General features: G+C 36.9%; 16 protein-coding genes. 6 read left to right on the top strand and 10 right to left on the bottom strand.

Going from position 1 to position 15858, the window contains the following annotated elements:
- Positions 1–188: 188 nt before the first annotated feature.
- The 7 genes from L1D51_RS15530 to L1D51_RS15560 form a co-directional block, all read right to left on the bottom strand.
- The gene (locus L1D51_RS15530; RefSeq protein ID WP_054562203.1) at positions 189–1490 is read right to left on the bottom strand and encodes a DUF4910 domain-containing protein; all 1302 of its coding nucleotides are present in this window, start codon (positions 1488–1490) and stop codon (positions 189–191) included.
- A complete protein-coding gene (gene pseI / locus L1D51_RS15535) occupies positions 1469–2524 on the bottom strand; it encodes a pseudaminic acid synthase (protein ID WP_239964094.1) in 1056 nt (351 codons plus the stop codon). The genes L1D51_RS15530 and pseI overlap by 22 nt, the downstream gene beginning before the upstream one ends.
- 4 nt (positions 2525–2528) lie before the next feature.
- On the bottom strand, positions 2529–3422 hold the full coding sequence (locus L1D51_RS15540; RefSeq protein WP_055197949.1) for an LbetaH domain-containing protein: 894 nt from the start codon (positions 3420–3422) through the stop codon (positions 2529–2531).
- Positions 3419–4378, bottom strand: a complete 960-nt coding sequence (locus L1D51_RS15545; RefSeq protein ID WP_055197950.1) for a hypothetical protein — start codon at positions 4376–4378, stop codon at positions 3419–3421. Before L1D51_RS15545 ends, L1D51_RS15540 begins: the two co-directional genes overlap by 4 nt.
- A complete protein-coding gene (gene pseF / locus L1D51_RS15550) occupies positions 4378–5067 on the bottom strand; it encodes a pseudaminic acid cytidylyltransferase (protein ID WP_054562199.1) in 690 nt (229 codons plus the stop codon). The genes L1D51_RS15545 and pseF overlap by 1 nt, the downstream gene beginning before the upstream one ends.
- Before the next feature lie 14 nt (positions 5068–5081).
- A complete protein-coding gene (locus L1D51_RS15555) occupies positions 5082–5774 on the bottom strand; it encodes a phosphoadenylyl-sulfate reductase (RefSeq protein ID WP_054562198.1) in 693 nt (230 codons plus the stop codon).
- Positions 5775–5836: 62 nt separating this feature from the next.
- Positions 5837–6589, bottom strand: coding sequence for a phosphosulfolactate synthase (locus tag L1D51_RS15560; protein ID WP_054562197.1), 753 nt, complete (start codon positions 6587–6589; stop codon positions 5837–5839).
- Positions 6590–6734: 145 nt separating this feature from the next.
- Here L1D51_RS15560 and L1D51_RS15565 point away from each other — a divergent pair, with 145 nt between their 5' ends.
- The 5 genes from L1D51_RS15565 to L1D51_RS15585 are packed head-to-tail and all read left to right on the top strand — an operon-like array spanning position 6735 to position 11860.
- The gene (locus L1D51_RS15565) at positions 6735–8372 is read left to right on the top strand and encodes an L-aspartate oxidase (protein ID WP_239964096.1); all 1638 of its coding nucleotides are present in this window, start codon (positions 6735–6737) and stop codon (positions 8370–8372) included.
- 3 nt (positions 8373–8375) lie between these two features.
- Entirely contained in the window at positions 8376–8738 is a 363-nt protein-coding gene (locus L1D51_RS15570; protein ID WP_054562195.1) for a 2Fe-2S iron-sulfur cluster-binding protein, read from the top strand.
- A complete protein-coding gene (locus L1D51_RS15575) occupies positions 8735–10234 on the top strand; it encodes an argininosuccinate lyase (RefSeq protein WP_055197953.1) in 1500 nt (499 codons plus the stop codon). The genes L1D51_RS15570 and L1D51_RS15575 overlap by 4 nt, the downstream gene beginning before the upstream one ends.
- Positions 10234–11640, top strand: coding sequence for a class I adenylate-forming enzyme family protein (locus L1D51_RS15580; RefSeq protein ID WP_055197955.1), 1407 nt, complete (start codon positions 10234–10236; stop codon positions 11638–11640). Before L1D51_RS15575 ends, L1D51_RS15580 begins: the two co-directional genes overlap by 1 nt.
- The gene (locus tag L1D51_RS15585; RefSeq protein ID WP_054562192.1) at positions 11630–11860 is read left to right on the top strand and encodes an acyl carrier protein; all 231 of its coding nucleotides are present in this window, start codon (positions 11630–11632) and stop codon (positions 11858–11860) included. Before L1D51_RS15580 ends, L1D51_RS15585 begins: the two co-directional genes overlap by 11 nt.
- Before the next feature lie 5 nt (positions 11861–11865).
- Here the strand turns inward: L1D51_RS15585 and L1D51_RS15590 are convergent, their stop codons facing one another.
- The 3 genes from L1D51_RS15590 to pseB are packed head-to-tail and all read right to left on the bottom strand — an operon-like array spanning position 11866 to position 14863.
- Positions 11866–12666, bottom strand: coding sequence for an AAC(3) family N-acetyltransferase (locus L1D51_RS15590; protein WP_239964098.1), 801 nt, complete (start codon positions 12664–12666; stop codon positions 11866–11868).
- Between the two features lie 19 nt (positions 12667–12685).
- A complete protein-coding gene (pseC, locus tag L1D51_RS15595; RefSeq protein ID WP_239964100.1) occupies positions 12686–13852 on the bottom strand; it encodes a UDP-4-amino-4,6-dideoxy-N-acetyl-beta-L-altrosamine transaminase in 1167 nt (388 codons plus the stop codon).
- Between the two features lie 9 nt (positions 13853–13861).
- The gene (gene pseB, locus L1D51_RS15600; protein ID WP_054562189.1) at positions 13862–14863 is read right to left on the bottom strand and encodes a UDP-N-acetylglucosamine 4,6-dehydratase (inverting); all 1002 of its coding nucleotides are present in this window, start codon (positions 14861–14863) and stop codon (positions 13862–13864) included.
- A 193-nt stretch (positions 14864–15056) separates the two neighbouring features.
- On the opposite strand from pseB, the gene L1D51_RS15605 reads away from it, so the two are divergent.
- On the top strand, positions 15057–15842 hold the full coding sequence (locus L1D51_RS15605; protein ID WP_054562188.1) for a flagellin N-terminal helical domain-containing protein: 786 nt from the start codon (positions 15057–15059) through the stop codon (positions 15840–15842).
- The last annotated feature ends 16 nt before the right edge of the window (positions 15843–15858 follow it).

The raw sequence follows: 15858 nt of genomic DNA on the forward strand, positions 1-15858 counted from the left end.
TTGTTATATTCTCATTGCCCATTGATAACTCTTTTATATAGCTATGAGGATGATAATTTAACACTTAATTGGTTTAAAGAGGGTCTAGATATGTGGAATGAGTATTTAGACGAGATTGAAGCTGATTTTCCTGAAAGTTATGATAAGCCATGTGACTGGGGACTGGAGTAAAGAAAGAAGCGCTTTATTCAAAGCGCTTCTATTAATTTATTTTCTAACGCAATCTTTATTAAGTTTATAATCTCATCAGTGCTGATTCCAAGAATGTTAGCCAGGTCTATAACATCATTTTTTCCATCACAGTAAGCTAAAACATTAAGAAGATTCCTCGCAACATTTGATGAACCTTTTTTGCTAAGAGTTGGGTATAAGTTATATTTGCTTAATTTAGGTTCACATAACTTAGTTGTAATGTACTTGTGGTTTTTTTCAAATAATTGAACACACTTCTTGGCAAAGTCTAGCCCACCTTTTAAACCAGAGGGGGTCATAAAAGTTAAGTCATCTAATGAAGTATGGTACTCAGGATAAACTCCATACTTTGTCCTCATTATAGAAGTAATTGGTAAATCGATATTGGGTGCACAATACTGGCGTTCATCACTTCCTCTTTTTAAAAAAGAGTATATCTTTGCGTCATTTTTATAGTTTTCACTTAATACCTTTTGAACGACTTTGTCACTCAAGTTATCACCATAACGTGATTGTACAGTTGAATAGTCACCGTCATCCCCTATGCATGTTAAAACTAAGCCTGCAGCAATATTACTTTTTAAATGTTCTAAATTACGGCTTAAATAGGTGATTGTGCCAATAGTCTCCGTTGTGAAAACAAAGCGATAACTATAAAAGTTATTCTCATTTTTTGCTAACCAGTTGATCAAAGCCAAAGAGACAAGGGGGCCTGAAAGCTCATTATTTGCGAGTGAGGGGTGACAAACATAACTAGATATTAAAATTTCCTTTTCACTTTTACCCGGGATAAGAAGTTCTGCATAGGTTAAAGAACCATCAAAATGATGACTGTTAATGAATACGTGGTAATCATCTTCAGTTAGAGACTTTCTTTGTTTGTCTGTTATGCAAAAACCCCATCGAGGCTCATAATAAGATGTAACGTAAGGAATTGCTTCAGGCTGTTCAGGCAATGAATGCAAATGTTCTTGTAGCTCATTAAGCGGGATTATTTTGTCGACTTGGGTTGAGTAGCCAAGTACATGTAAATTTGAGTCTTTAAAATCTACTACAGTATTCCCTTTAGAATCTTTTATCCACGCTTCTTCAATACTCCACTCTTTAGGAACAGTCCAATCAAATACTTGGGTACCAGAACGTACTTCATGCTTAACTAATGAGTACCCTTCAATATAATCATCAATAATATCTAAAGTCTTTCTAACACCATTACCGGTAATACTTCTGCAAATAGGAAATAACTCCTTTGCGATTTGATGTAGTGCTTTTCCGTCTAATTCTTTAAAGTTTGACATAGTAGACTCCAATCTAAAGGGGTTCCTGCATTAATATTTTGTTTTGCTGTGCACTTTAATACTTTGTTTTTATTTTTTGGGGCTAGACCATGGCCAGGACGAATACTTCTTATCATGTCACTAGTGATAAGTCGTCCTTTTGGGATATCTTTAACAGCATATAGTGACCGGAAGTTTTTGCGTGGTGACGAGTTACTGTAGTCAACCTTACCAATAGTAGCGAAACCGTTTCGTAATTTATCGGTGAATTCTTTCATTAGGGAAATAGGTAAAGAAAACTCAGAGTCAATTGCTCCGTCTTTTTGACTCACGGTAATATGCTTTTCGATCATCGAAGCGCCGTTGGCAATAGCAATAAGAGAACATATTTCATCCGTACTATGGTCAGAAAGCCCAATAGGGATATCAAAGCTTTGTTGCATATCAGTGATTGTTGCTAAGTTAAATTTGTCATAAGGGGCAGGGTAGTTACTTATACAATGCATTAAACCGATATTTCTATTCCTTACTTTTTTACATGTGTCTAATACCTCTTCTATCCCAACTTTATCTATGATACCGGTTGAAATAATCACAGGTTTTTGCGTTTTAGCAGCCGCCTCAATTAAATCTAGGTCCATTGCTTCAAAAGAAGCAATTTTGTATGCAGGGCAGCCTAACTCTTCTAAAATACAAAGTCCCTCATGAGAAAATACGGAAGAAAATAGAGTGATACCTATCTCTTTCGCATAATCAAATAAAATGGGGAGCCACTCCTTAGGGGTTGCGCCTTGTTCATAAAGTTCAAACAAGCTACGGTCTTTCCACAAACCACTTTTTACAATGAAGTCACCTTCACTGATATCCAATGTCATATCATTAGCAGTAAAGTATTGAATTTTTACAGCATCAAAACCATTTCCTTTCGCTGCTAATATTAACTTCTTAGCACGATCAATCTCATTGTCATGATTACCTGATATCTCTGCAATTAAATAAGGTTTCGAGTGGTTTTGAATGTTGAAATTATCTATTACAATTGATTTATTAAACATAGTGTTAGTTTGCCTGGTCTTCTATGAATTTTCTGAGGTTAATAGTGTGTTTTATTGCAAAGTTACCCGAAACATCAGCTTTTTCGGGTATATCACATACAACAGTTGAACCAATTCTAACCTTTGCTTTATCTCCAATTTTAACCCAGTTTGATATCGTACAATTGGCGCCAATCCACACATCACTTCCTATCGTTGATCTACCAGCAATATTTGAGTTACCACTAATTTCTGTGGATTGTCCGATAACAACATCATGAGCAATGTTTACGCCAATTCCTATGTGGCAATAATCACCGATAAGTGTTTTTCCCGAGTAAAACAATCCTTTTGAAATGTTTGAATTTGCATGTATGTAGCATCCTTTACCAATAATGACTGAACCATAATGAGTAATATGCTTTTTTATGCCATTTATTGACTTCGCAAGCATTCCTTCGGTGCTAATAGTGCAGTTTTGGGCTATGTATGCATCATCATTTAACACCGTGTTTTTTCCAATATATGCTCCTGAACAAATGGTTGTATTATGACCAATGTGAACAGGAGGGCAAATAACAGCATTTTCACTAATTGAAGCTGTTGGGCTCACATAGTGGGTTATTAATTCTTTTGTTGAGAAGTAAGTATTATGAATGTAATGAAATAGATCATCGAATCTATTAGTTGTTATCACCGCTTTATCAGTCTGAATGATTACTTCAGGAGCAATTATGCAAACCACATTGCTATTGTTTATAGCTTGTTGGAAGTATTTTTTATTTGCTGCGAGTACGATGCATTCATCTCCTGTTCCCCAACAAAAATCTGTACATTTTGCTTGAATGTCACTATGAATATTCTGTGTTTTAATATCATCAAATACAGATAAAAGTTCGTTTAAAGGGATTTTGGTCATGTAAGCAATACCTCTGCTATTCTTTTTGCTGCTAACCCATCTATAAGTGGCTTTCGTGGTTTTTTAAGAGAAATGTTATTCAGAAGTTCCTTGAAGGGTTGCCCACTTATTTTGTTTGTTAGACAACCTAAACTATGTGCTAAGCCTGATTGTTGCCAAGAGTTAGCTATTTTTATTTGATTCTCAGCGAAGTAACCACAACTAAATGGTATACCAATATATGCCATTTCATAGCTTAAGGTGCCTGCAGAAACAATAGCATAATGACAGCGTTTTATTACTTCTGAATAATCACTTAAGTCGACATGAGTTGTAATGTTAGCGTTGTTTAGTTTCTCAACTAAAGGAATTGAGCTAGATAAGGATGACGCAACAAGGTGAATCTCACCTTTGTATACCCTATTAACTTGGTCGATTATGCTGGCGGCAACACCATTATCATTACCGCCGCCCATGCAAACAAATACACCCTCACCCTCTAAAGGTTTAGTAACCAAATTAGGGTTTATGATGGCAAATTTAGCGCCGCAAAGCAGCTTGGTTTCTCTATTTAGTACCGCCTTGTTGTACCAGTCTTTATTCGCACAAGGGTTTATATTTATTACAAATTTACCTAAATAACTTCCTTCACACTTAAAATCATATTGACCAAATACAATCCCATAGGAAGTTAGAGTTTCTTGGAAGATCACATCACATTGATAATGATCAATTAAAAGTTTGGGAATACTCTTTTCAATACATATTTGCGCAATTTCACCAGCATCTGAAAAGCTATTATTTATTTTTATGACCTCATCAAAGTGTAGATCTATAAATGAGTTATTGAAATTTTTTCCGACAATTGCAATGGTTTTTTGTTTTCTTTTTTTTAGTTCTTTAGCAATTTCATTGCATCGATTAAGGTGCCCATAACCAACACTTGAGTTAGCATCAAAGTTAAATCCAATAGCCATTAATTCTGTTTCATTGCTTTATAATACAATTCAGCTCTAACCCAATCATCTTGAGTATCTATATCATGAACTAAATAGTGAGGTAATATATGTATTAGTGCGTCAGATGAATCTATTACTTTTTTAATTTCCTTATCGTTGATTGTTTTGTACCAATAAAATTGTCCAGCATCATGGTAAGCTTTTTGTAAATCTTGCGATCTGTTGCTGACGTGTTGAGGAAATAAAAGCTCAAGTCCGTTTTCTGTCTGGGTAAACCCCCTATATGGGCTGTAATGAAATTCAGTAGCGCTGAAGCAAGCATTTTTCTTGTTTGACTGATTGAGCATATTGAATGAATTTATCAGCTGTTCTGGATTTATAAATGGAGTAGTTGGGTAAATACAGCAAATGTAATCAATGCTTTGTGTTTGCTCAAAAAAGTTTAAGGCATCTTGAACTACCTCTCTGGTAGGAGCGAAATCATCAGCGAGTGCAGGGTCACGCATGAAGGGAACCTCAGCACCAAATTGCTTTGCTATTTCAGCTATTTCAAAACAGTCAGTAGATACAACCACCTTGTCAAATAAACCACTGCTGATAGCTGTTGTTATTGCGTACCCGATAATAGGTTTACCGCAGAACAGCTTAATATTTTTTTTGGGTATTCTCTTACTCCCACCACGGGCAGGAATGATCGCTATTTTCATTTATTGTCCAGTCGTTATTCGTGTAAGCCACACTCACGCTTTAATCCAAAAAAACGTGTTTGTTCTATGCTCTCTACTTCATATATTGATTTAGTAGTGTGAGTATCACCGATTGAAACATATCCCTTATGCCAAAGAGGGTTGTAATCTAGAGAGTTATCTTTTATGTAGCTATCAATATCTTTAGAGGTCCAATCTAAAATAGGAGACACTTTGTATCGATTATTTGATAATTCAATGAACTTTTTTTGGTCACGTGTGGGTGACTGTTCCTTCCTTATCCCGGAGAACCATGTTGCTGCATGTAAATCATTTAATGCACGTTGCATGGGCTCGACTTTCCGGTTTTGATTGTAAAGTTCCAAGCCTTCTAAACCATTTTCCCAAACTTTTCCAAATTTTTTTTCGTACTTTTCTCTATCAAGTAATGGCCTAAATGTTTTCAAATTTAAGTTAAGTGTAGATGTTAGATGTTTTGAAAATTCAATTGTCTCATCAAATAGGTAACCTGTATCAATAAAAACAACTAAAATATCAGGCTTATGTAATGTCATTAAATGAAGCATAACAGCAGCTTGGGCACCGAAACTAGTACTTACGATATGTTGTTTAGGTAAGTTTGTTAGAGCCCAACCTATACGTTGGCTAGCTGTCCAGCTAACCATGCGTTTATTGATTAAGTCGATATCTATATTTGTATCCAACATCATAACTCCATCACTACAGAATTAAATTACCTCTAATTATATCGGCCGAAGTTTAGAAATATTTATTTGAGATGAATTGAGCACAAAGTATCAGAGCGCAATCCTAGTCTAAGTGTTTCTAGAGAGATAACATCTTCATATGCAATATTTCCCATATTTACATCACGGCCATATTGCTTAATCATGAAAACTTGGTGGGCTTTTTTGGGAGCTTCAAAGATTAATTTGTCGATTTCAACACCTGATTCCATTACTTCCTCTACTAATCCCATTCTTATTTCGCCATCACCTCGATATAAGCCAGCTGTTCCACTTTCTCTTCCTTCTAAAATTATACTTTTTGCCCCAGCATTAATTTCACTTTTTATTTGCTCTACCCATTTTGATGGAGACACAACCACCTTATCATCTTTACTGCCCACTTCAGAAAGCACAGTAAAGTCTTTTGCAAAGCGGCTAATTAGTTCGTTTTTTTCTTTTTGTGGGATTGAAATTGTACCGTCAGATATTTCAATTAAAGATAATTTATGTTGTTTAAGAAAATCGATGTATTCATCCACTTTATTAGTTAAGTAACAATATTCGAATAAGGTACCACCAAGGCAAGGTTCTATACCATGAGATTTTATTAAATCTAATTTTGCTTCTAAATTGGGAGTGACTAATGATGTTCCCCAGCCAAGCTTGATAACATCTATGAATTCACCGCAGGCTTCTAATTGCATTTTGAGCTGCTCTAAACCCAACCCCTTATCAAGCACATTAGTTTTACCTGTTTGGCGCGGTTTAGTTGGTCTTTGGTCGATGAGTTTCATATCTAATCCTTTTTTAAAATATATGATAACTTAAGCATTATCTATGCCTGAATTACTGTATCTGTTTGTTTTATTTTACTTCATAATAGATTAGGTTTTAGCAAAAATACTTATTTTTTAACTGATTTGATATCTAGGAGCTTAGTTGAGTAAATTAACATCACTTAATGCTGAAGTTTTAGTTATCGGTGCAGGCATTGCTGGTTGTTGCGCTGCGTTAGAGGCCGCTTATGCAGGTAAGAAAGTAATTTTAATATCAAAGATTCCGCCTCTACACTCTCACTCTGTCAGTGCCAGAGGAGGAGTAAATGTTGCCATAAATGAACCCGATGCTTTTGCTCATATAAATGACTGTCTTAATGCGGGTAGAGGAGTTGCTAGTAAAGATTGTATTGAGTATATGTGCGAGTCTGCTCCTGAAAATCTTCATTGGTTAGAAAAATTAGGTGTGCAGTTTAGTAAAGATGAGTCAGGGCACTACAAAAACAAAGCCTTCGGAGGTTCTAATATTCCCAGAGCTTGCTTTAGTAAAGATAGGACCGGGCTTGCGATTATGGTCGCTTTAATCAAGCAAATAAAAAAGAATGAACAGATCACCTTACTAGATCAGATGATGGCTGTAGAGTTAATCCAAGAAAGTCGTCAAGTTATTGGCGCTCAAGTTTTGCACTTGCGGAATACTCAGCTATTCAAGATTTTTGCTAATTCAGTGGTATTGTCAACTGGAGGAGGTTTGAATAGCTATAAATATAATACAAATGCTGTTTCTACAACTGGTGATGGTCTGTCCCTCGCATTCAATGCTGGTGCTGCTTTAAGGCATATGGAATTTGTTCAGTTCCACCCTTTGGGTTTACGAAATAGTGGTATACAAATACCTGAACCTGTACTTGGTGCTGGTGGTAAAATAGTCTCAATTTCAAATGACAATGTTATGTCACGTTACTATCCAGAGAAAAAGGAGTTGGCTGGTAGAGATAAAGTGTCTATAGCAATTGCAAAAGAGTTAAGTAATCACCCTGACTCTGAGCTCTATCTTGACTTAACAAATATTCCAGAGGAAAAAAAGTTTGCTTTGAAGGAAGCTTCTTTGATAGCGGCTACTTACCTTAATGCTGATGTAACTAAGGATAAAATTTCTATAATACCTTCAGCTCATTATTTAATGGGGGGGGTTAGTTGTAATATTAATGGTCAAGTTCTTAACTATATGGGCGATATAATAAATGGCTTATTTGTTGCGGGTGAAGCAGCTTGTAATGGTGTACATGGTGCAAACCGGATCGGTGGGAATTCATTGCTTGAAGTGGTTGTCTTTGGTCGTCTCGCTGGACAAAATGCTGCAAAGCTCCAAAAAAAGGTCAATTACCAAAGTGCCTCTTTCAAGGAGTTCACTTTTCCGTTTGGGGATAGCAAAGAAACGATGGGAGAAATTCTGAGTACTTTGAAAACGACAATGTCTCAAAACGTTGGAGTAATAAGAAATGAAAATGGGTTGAAAGAGCAGTTGAAAATATTAGCCGACTTGAATCAAAGGTATTTAGATATAAAAATCAGCGACCGCACTCATTTTTATAATCAGCAAATAAAACAATATATTGAACTTAAAAATATGCTTTTAATCTCAGAGGCTATATGTCGCGCGGCTCTTTGTAGGCCTGAATCAAGAGGAGCACATTATCGTGATGACTTCCCATCAGAAGGCAATTTTTTTGAAATGGCTACACTAACCTATAAACACGAGTCAGGTGGAATGGCATGTGAGTTAATTAGGATTTCATAATTAATGAACACAATAACATTAAACATTTATCGTTTTAACAAAGAAACAGTGAGTCCATCAATCTTACAACCTTTTACTCTTAGCTATAGCAATGAACAGACTCTTCTCGATTTGCTTATGAGAGTTCTGTATGAATTTGATAGCACTCTGGCTTTCGATAAAAACTGCCGAATAGGGTTGTGTGGTAGTTGTCGTTTAAAAGTTAATGGCAAAGTGATGTTAGCTTGCAGTGAAAATGTAGCAAAGTTAGTTTCCGAATTTGGCAATGAGCTTGAAATAACCCCTTACAATTGCACGAAAGTTGTTCGTGACCTAATAGTTGAGCCGCAGTTTGAAAACTGTTCAGAAATAGAGGTGAAAAAATGAGTAATAGTTTTTTAGGTGCGGGTTCTCGCTTTAAAGAAGGTCCAGATCAACGCTTATATAACAGTGCATTTCAATATGAACTTGAATGTAGCCCATATATTATGAGCAACTTAAGTATAGCGGATATGAGTCATGTCATGACTTTAATTCAAGGGGGAGTAATTTCTTCATCGAAAGGAAGAAAGTTGCTATCAGGCCTTCTTGAAGTCCACCTACAAGGAACTGAAAACATTCCCTTAGATCCTGCAGTAGGAGATAGTTACAATAATAGAGATAAATATTTGCAACAGCATATTGGTCCTGATAGTGGTTATGTCCACATCGGACGTGCTCGAAGGGAAGCTAGTACAATAGCTTGGCAAATGGTTTGTCGCGAAAAATTATTTTGCCTTCATGAAAAGTTAATTCAGTTATGTGAGGTATTTAATCAAGTTGTTTCACAGCATTTAAATACTTTTATGGCAGACTTTACCTATTTACAACATGCACAGCCGACTACCTTAGCCCATTATTTACAAGGGTTTCAAAGACCGCTATTAAGAGACATTAGTCGCATAGAAACAGCTATAAAAATGGTGAATTTATCTCCTGCATGTTCAGGGAGTGTTAATGGCTCTCAAATTGAGATGAATCGAGAGTTTATTGCCGAGTTGCTGGAATTTGATGGCATATTAACTCACACTCGGGATGCGATGTGGGCACCAGATATGTGTATTGATGTGATGACGAGTCTTTGTTCGATAATGACAAGCTTAAATCGAATCAGTGAAGAGTTTATAATTTGGAATAGCGCAGAATTCTCTTATCTTGAGTTAGCTGATGGCTTTACCCGCACAAGTGTCATAATGCCACAAAAGAAAAACCCATATGGGTTAGCATTCATTCGCGGTCAAGCTAGAACCTTTAATGGCATGATGACAAATATTTTATCTACAAATCAAACTATTAGTGGGCAGCCTGATAACCGACTCTATGCTTATGGAGAGCTACCAAAGGCTTTAGATTATGCTATTCAGTGTGTCGATCTTTTTGCCGGGATTTTATCTACATCTAAATTTAACAAGGATAAGCTTGCAGAAGCTGCAGCTGACAAATTTATTGTTGCAACAGACTTATGCGATATGTTGGTCAAATTTTCGGACTTAGATAATCGTAGTGCTCATAAAATCATCGGTAGGGCAGTAAGGAATGCTTGTGATGAAGAGCAAGATGGTTTTACTCTTGATAGTATAAAGTTAGCAGCACAGCAGTTGAATATTGATTTGCCAAACATTCCAGATCAGGTATTTAATTCTAACATTGACATACCTTCTCTTATTTCTTTAAGGAAAGGACTTGGTAGTGCAAACCCCGAGCAAGTCCAATTAATGGTTCAGGACAGTAAAAACAGTATAGCTAAGGCACATTCGTTTCAAGGAAACTATAGAATGTCATCTTTCAATGAGCGCTTTGTGAAAAAAGTGAACCTCTTTTTGAATGAGCTAAAGGACAAATAATGTTAACAAGTATTTATACAGAAATAGCTAACAAAAAAGGTACGAAAATAGCGGTTTCATTTGACGATAAAGAATATAGCTATGATGAGTTTCATACTGAAATAGACAAATTCGCTACTTTTTTAAAATCAAAAAATATCAAGCCTAGTCAAAGAGTCGCAGTATCAAATTTTTCACCTGTTGAGCTCCTTTTTTCTTATTATGCTGGTGCAAAATGTGGGGTTAGCATAGTGCCTATTCCCTTTATTGATCCACAGAGACTACAGGGGGCATTGGAAACTAGTGATGCTGCATTGTTTATTGAATCTTACCCTCAATTAGAGCCAACGAATATTGATGTTTCATTTGATCAAGAAGCTATGGTTATTTTTACTTCTGGAACGACTTCCAGCAAATTGAAAGGGGTAAGATTATCTCAGTGTGGCATCAACGATATTTGTGCATTCATGAATAGTAAGATGGAGGTTGATGAGGGAATTGCAGAATTAGTTTTTGCTTCAATAGATCATGCATTTGGTTTTGGGCGATGCCATAGTGTCCTGATGGCCGGCGGAAGAATTGTACTACCAACTCAGCTTAGTAATCCTTTATCAATTTCATCATTGTTTAGTAAGTATGATTGTAATGCATTATCAACGGCACCTTCTTTGTTAGCAGCTTTACTACAAGTAGGCAAAAGTGAGTTGGCGGCAGTTGCAGACAACCTAAAATGGCTACAAACTGGCGCGATGAGATTTGATCACTTTTTCCGAATTGAATTATGTAATTCACTGCCTAAAACAAGAATATTTCTCCATTATGGGTTAAGTGAAGCTATGCGAGTAACATTCTTTGAGCTAAACCGTAATTTAGATAAGGTTAAGACCGAAGGACCTGCTTCAGAATGCTCTGAGTTAAAAATTATTGATGAGCAAGGCTGTGCTTTACCCCCTTTCGAAAGTGGACGAATAGCAATTAGAGGAAGTAATTTATGCTTAGGGTATCTCGATGATGAGCTATGGAATAGTCAGCTTCAAGATGGTTGGTTTATAACTTCTGATGTTGGGTACTTAGATGAGCAAGGTTATCTAGTCTTTTCAGGAAGAAGTGATGATGTAATAAATTATAATGGTGTTTTAGTGCACCCTGATGAAATAGAATCTAAACTGGTGACGTTATTTAAGAGCAATGCTTTTACAGTACTTGGTATGGAAGATCCCAGTAAAGTTAAAGATAGTATTATTGTTTTATGTGTAGAAGGAGAAACTAAAGTAACTCTCAAGGATGTAGCAAAACATTTGAAAGATACTGATTCAAATTTTAGACCGAATAAGCTATTTACATTAAGTGAGCTACCACGAACACGTTCTGGTAAAGTAAGTAGAGCATTAATTAAAAAGCATTTATGTGAGCAATATGAAAAATAAACAAATCATAAAAGAGTTAATTTTAATTCAAAACCCAAGTGTGGATCTTAGTAACGAAGCGGATTTTTCATCAAGCTTTGCTGAACTTGGACTGGATTCTATAGATGTTATGACTATAGTCTTAAAAATTAAGAGAGAGCTAGGTATAGACATCAACGATGAACAGTTGTCTAAGTTAGGTACTGTTTCTGAGTTAATAGAGTTTTTAGATAATAAATAAATGCATTAAGCTTGGTAGGGGCGACTATTCGGTGGCTCCGCAAGCCAACTGTAAATATCATCTCTCATCAGCTCAGTCGTTGCTTTATAAAACTCTCTCATATTGAAGCCCCAGACGCTGCCATGGCACATTTTAGAGTGATTCAATTTAAATTGTTTTTCGAAATTTTCAAATATTTTGACATTTTTATCTCTTTTTATATTGCAGTTTAGATATGTTACTAGATGATAAAAAGCTTTCATTTCTGTGTGCTGCCCAGTTTCAATTGGATGTATGAACTCTTTTGTATACCTGTAAGGTACATTCATGTCAGACTCACATTGGTGAACAAGGCTGACAATTTGTTTTGGGTGAATACCTACGGAAATAAACATACTGTTAAGCTCCAGCATCCTTGAAAAAGGAGTGTGCATACCATAACTATGAGGAGCTGTGTTTTCGCAAATATAAGAAGCTTCTTTTCCTATAGCAGTGCGAGACGAAAAAGGGTGAAGCTGTCTAATGCTTCCTGCTTGATTTCTGATAAATTCGCTAAAAGCACCGGTTTCAGAAGGTGTATTTTTTAGTGAAAATGGAATGTTAGTATTACAAAGTGAAAAGCTATGGGTTGGCACTACAATTGTACCTTCTGGGCCTATCAAATCCATAATCACTTTAAGGTGTAAATTTAACAGCTCGAACTTACTCAAAGAAAGAGAAATACCAACTTTTGTGATATCTCCAGTAACATAAACAACTTTTCCTTCTGTGATACCAACAGAAGAGTATGCCTGTTTTAAACTTTCGTAAGATATGTCTGCTAACATGAAAGCTCTAATTCCTTGTTTAATTCACTAGGTTAAAGAATGCCGTAATTACAGCTTTTTGCTGATCTGCTGCCATAGTTGGATGCAGAGGAATAGTAACAGCCTGTTTGTAGTAGCTTTCTGCATTAGGAAAATCACCTTCCGAAAAGCCTAAAGCTTGATAATAAGGCTGTAAATGGATCGGTATATAATGCAAGTGAGCAATAATTCCTTGCTCGCGCATGCCTGTAATGACTGACTTGTGTTTTTCTACTTCACACTGCGTTAAACGAACAATATATAAATGGTAGCTAGAGTAACAATCATCCGATTGTTTTAAATGAGCTACCGTTGAGTTTGCAAATGCATGGTTATATGTTGTTGCAATGTCGTTTCGCACTGATACAAAGTTGTCTAGCTGCTTTAACTGACTCAGTCCTAAAGCGGCTTGCATATCAGTCATTCTATAATTAAAACCAAGCTCTAACTGTTGATAATACCAAGGGCCGTGACTTGGCTCGGTCATTTCTTCAGGAATATTAGTAATACCATGACTTCGCAAGCGGCTCATTTTTTTGTGGAGCTCAGCGCAGTTGGTAACCGCCATACCCCCTTCAGCAGATGTAATTATCTTGACTGGATGAAAGCTAAACACAGTAATATCTGAATAAACACAGCTGCCAACAGGCTTATCTTTGTACTTCGCGCCAATAGCATGCGAGGCATCTTCAATAACCTTAAAACCATACTCTTTGGCAAGTGCATTGATTGCTGCCATATCGCATGACTGACCAGCTAGATGAACAGGGATCACGACTTTAGGGAGTTGCTGGTTTTGTTTGGCTAACGTTAGTTTTTCTTGAAGCGCTGCAACAGACATATTGCCTGTTTCAAGGTCGATATCAACAAAATCGATGTCTGCGCCACAATACAGGGCGCAGTTACTCGAGGCGACAAAGGAGATTGGCGATGTCCATACAATGTCATCTTTACCTACGCCTAAAGCTAGGCAAGCAATATGTAACGCTGAAGTCGCACTGTTAGTGGCACAGGCATAGTGAGCACCACAATATTCTGCAATAGCACTTTCAAATGCCGGAACAGCAGGTCCTTGCGTTAGCCAGTCAGACTTTAATACATCAATTACGGCGTTGATGTCATCTTGAGAAATATTTTGTTTGCCGTAAGGGATTACCTTATTCGTCATAATGCAGTATTACAGTAACGCTTGGACATTGAAGTTTTTAATTTCTTCAATGCTCATATAATCTGGGTTATCGAGTGAGTTATACTCGAAACCTTGGGCAACTTGCTCGCCTTTTTCGCCAAGTGCGTTTTCAGTAAAATCATTGCTACGACTACTGAATTTTATGCCCGGAGCGATTACAAAGTGATCGCTATATTCGTACGTTTCAAAGCATAAGTCGGCAGGACACATAACTTCGTGTAACTTTTCACCAGGGCGAATACCAATTATTTTAATTGGTAAGTCAGGTGCCATTGCTTTGGCAAGATCAGTAATGCGAATTGAAGGGATCTTCGGAACGAAAATTTCGCCACCTAACATACGCTCAAAGTTTGTTAAAACAAAATCAACACCTTGTTGTAGGCTAATCCAGAAGCGAGTCATTTCTTCATGAGTTATTGGTATATGGTCGCGGCCTTGGTCGATAAATTTTTGGAAAATAGGCACAACAGAGCCACGCGAACACACTACGTTACCGTATCTTACTACAGCAAAGGTTGTTTTATGGCCGCCAGCAATATTGTTAGCAGCCACAAATAACTTATCTGATGCAAGTTTAGTTGCACCATATAAGTTGATTGGGTTCGCGGCTTTATCAGTCGACAGTGCAATGACTTTTTCTACGTTATTATCAAGAGCCGCATCAATGACATTTTCAGCACCATTAATATTGGTTTTGATACATTCCATTGGGTTGTATTCAGCGGCAGGTACTTGTTTTAATGCTGCTGCGTGAATCACATAGTTCACACCACGCATAGCACGACGAAGCCTTTCTTTATCGCGTACATCACCAATAAAATAACGCATACACGGTTGGTCAAACTCTTGCTGCATTTCAAACTGTTTGAGTTCGTCACGCGAAAAGATAATGATCTTTTTTGGCTTATAGCGTTCTAGAAGCGTTTTGACGTATTTTTTACCGAATGAACCGGTACCACCGGTAATTAAAATTGTTTTATTGTCGAACATAGTGTTACCCGAGTTATTTTTCATTGGCGTTTGATACGCAAAGTGAGAATTTTGACACAATTCTCAGTAATTTAACTATTAACTAATACACTAGCAAGTCAGATGCCAAGTTAATTTATCTAAACCATGGTACAAAGTGCAAATTTTGGCAAATTAAGCTATAATTTAAACAATCGGTTTGTCGGAGGCCGCCATGAAAATTCAATCACCCAATACCGGGTTTTTAAACCAAACTCAGCAAACGGGTAACAAGCTTGCTGAGCAACTAGCATCAGGTAAAAAAGTAAATTCAGCGGCAGATGATGCCGCTGCACTGCAAATTATTGATAGATTAACATCGCAGCAAGATGGCTACAGTCAAGCAATTAATAATGCGTACGATGGCATTTCTTACTCGCAAGTAACAGAGTCAAATTTATCTGGTGTAAATGATGCCGTTTCTCGCATTCGAGAGCTGTCTATTCAAGCGGGTAATGGTGCGCTCACAGATAATGATAGAGCTGCACTTCAAGAAGAAGTGTCGCAATTACAAACGCAAATATCAGAAACCTTTGAAAATGCGACATTCGGTGGTAAACCTTTATTTGATGGTGAGCAAGTGTCGTTTCAAGTTGGTCCTGATGCCAACACCACACAATCAGTGACGCCATCTGATGGCAGTATTGCTTCAGTTATTGCAGGAATCGATATTTCAACCCAAGCAGGAGCTCAAGCTGCGATTGATATTAGCGACCAAGCAGCTGAAGAAATTAACACGCAAAGAGCTGAGCTAGGCGCTTTTCAAAACACCTTGGCGAGTACGATAAAAGGTTTAGGCAACCAGCGAGAGAACATTGCTGCGAGCCAAAGCCGAATAGAAGATACTGACTATGCAAAAGCTGTGTCTGATCAAGTAGCTAATGATATTTTATCGCAAGCATCGATTGCCTTACGTGGTCAGGCAAATCGTTCAGCCGAATCTATATTAGGTTTACTTTAATTCTTTAGTATTAAAT

This window comes from Pseudoalteromonas shioyasakiensis (assembly GCF_022398475.1).
GTDB lineage: Bacteria > Pseudomonadota > Gammaproteobacteria > Enterobacterales > Alteromonadaceae > Pseudoalteromonas.

Coding starts and splice junctions, on each gene's coding strand:
- L1D51_RS15530 (WP_054562203.1), bottom strand. CDS start 1,490: ATGTCAAACTTTAAAGAATTAGACGGAAAAGCACTACATCAAATCGCA.
- pseI (WP_239964094.1), bottom strand. CDS start 2,524: ATGTTTAATAAATCAATTGTAATAGATAATTTCAACATTCAAAACCAC.
- L1D51_RS15540 (WP_055197949.1), bottom strand. CDS start 3,422: ATGACCAAAATCCCTTTAAACGAACTTTTATCTGTATTTGATGATATT.
- L1D51_RS15545 (WP_055197950.1), bottom strand. CDS start 4,378: ATGGCTATTGGATTTAACTTTGATGCTAACTCAAGTGTTGGTTATGGG.
- pseF (WP_054562199.1), bottom strand. CDS start 5,067: ATGAAAATAGCGATCATTCCTGCCCGTGGTGGGAGTAAGAGAATACCC.
- L1D51_RS15555 (WP_054562198.1), bottom strand. CDS start 5,774: ATGTTGGATACAAATATAGATATCGACTTAATCAATAAACGCATGGTT.
- L1D51_RS15560 (WP_054562197.1), bottom strand. CDS start 6,589: ATGAAACTCATCGACCAAAGACCAACTAAACCGCGCCAAACAGGTAAA.
- L1D51_RS15570 (WP_054562195.1), top strand. CDS start 8,376: ATGAACACAATAACATTAAACATTTATCGTTTTAACAAAGAAACAGTG.
- L1D51_RS15575 (WP_055197953.1), top strand. CDS start 8,735: ATGAGTAATAGTTTTTTAGGTGCGGGTTCTCGCTTTAAAGAAGGTCCA.
- L1D51_RS15580 (WP_055197955.1), top strand. CDS start 10,234: ATGTTAACAAGTATTTATACAGAAATAGCTAACAAAAAAGGTACGAAA.
- L1D51_RS15585 (WP_054562192.1), top strand. CDS start 11,630: ATGAAAAATAAACAAATCATAAAAGAGTTAATTTTAATTCAAAACCCA.
- L1D51_RS15590 (WP_239964098.1), bottom strand. CDS start 12,666: ATGTTAGCAGACATATCTTACGAAAGTTTAAAACAGGCATACTCTTCT.
- pseC (WP_239964100.1), bottom strand. CDS start 13,852: ATGACGAATAAGGTAATCCCTTACGGCAAACAAAATATTTCTCAAGAT.
- pseB (WP_054562189.1), bottom strand. CDS start 14,863: ATGTTCGACAATAAAACAATTTTAATTACCGGTGGTACCGGTTCATTC.
- L1D51_RS15605 (WP_054562188.1), top strand. CDS start 15,057: ATGAAAATTCAATCACCCAATACCGGGTTTTTAAACCAAACTCAGCAA.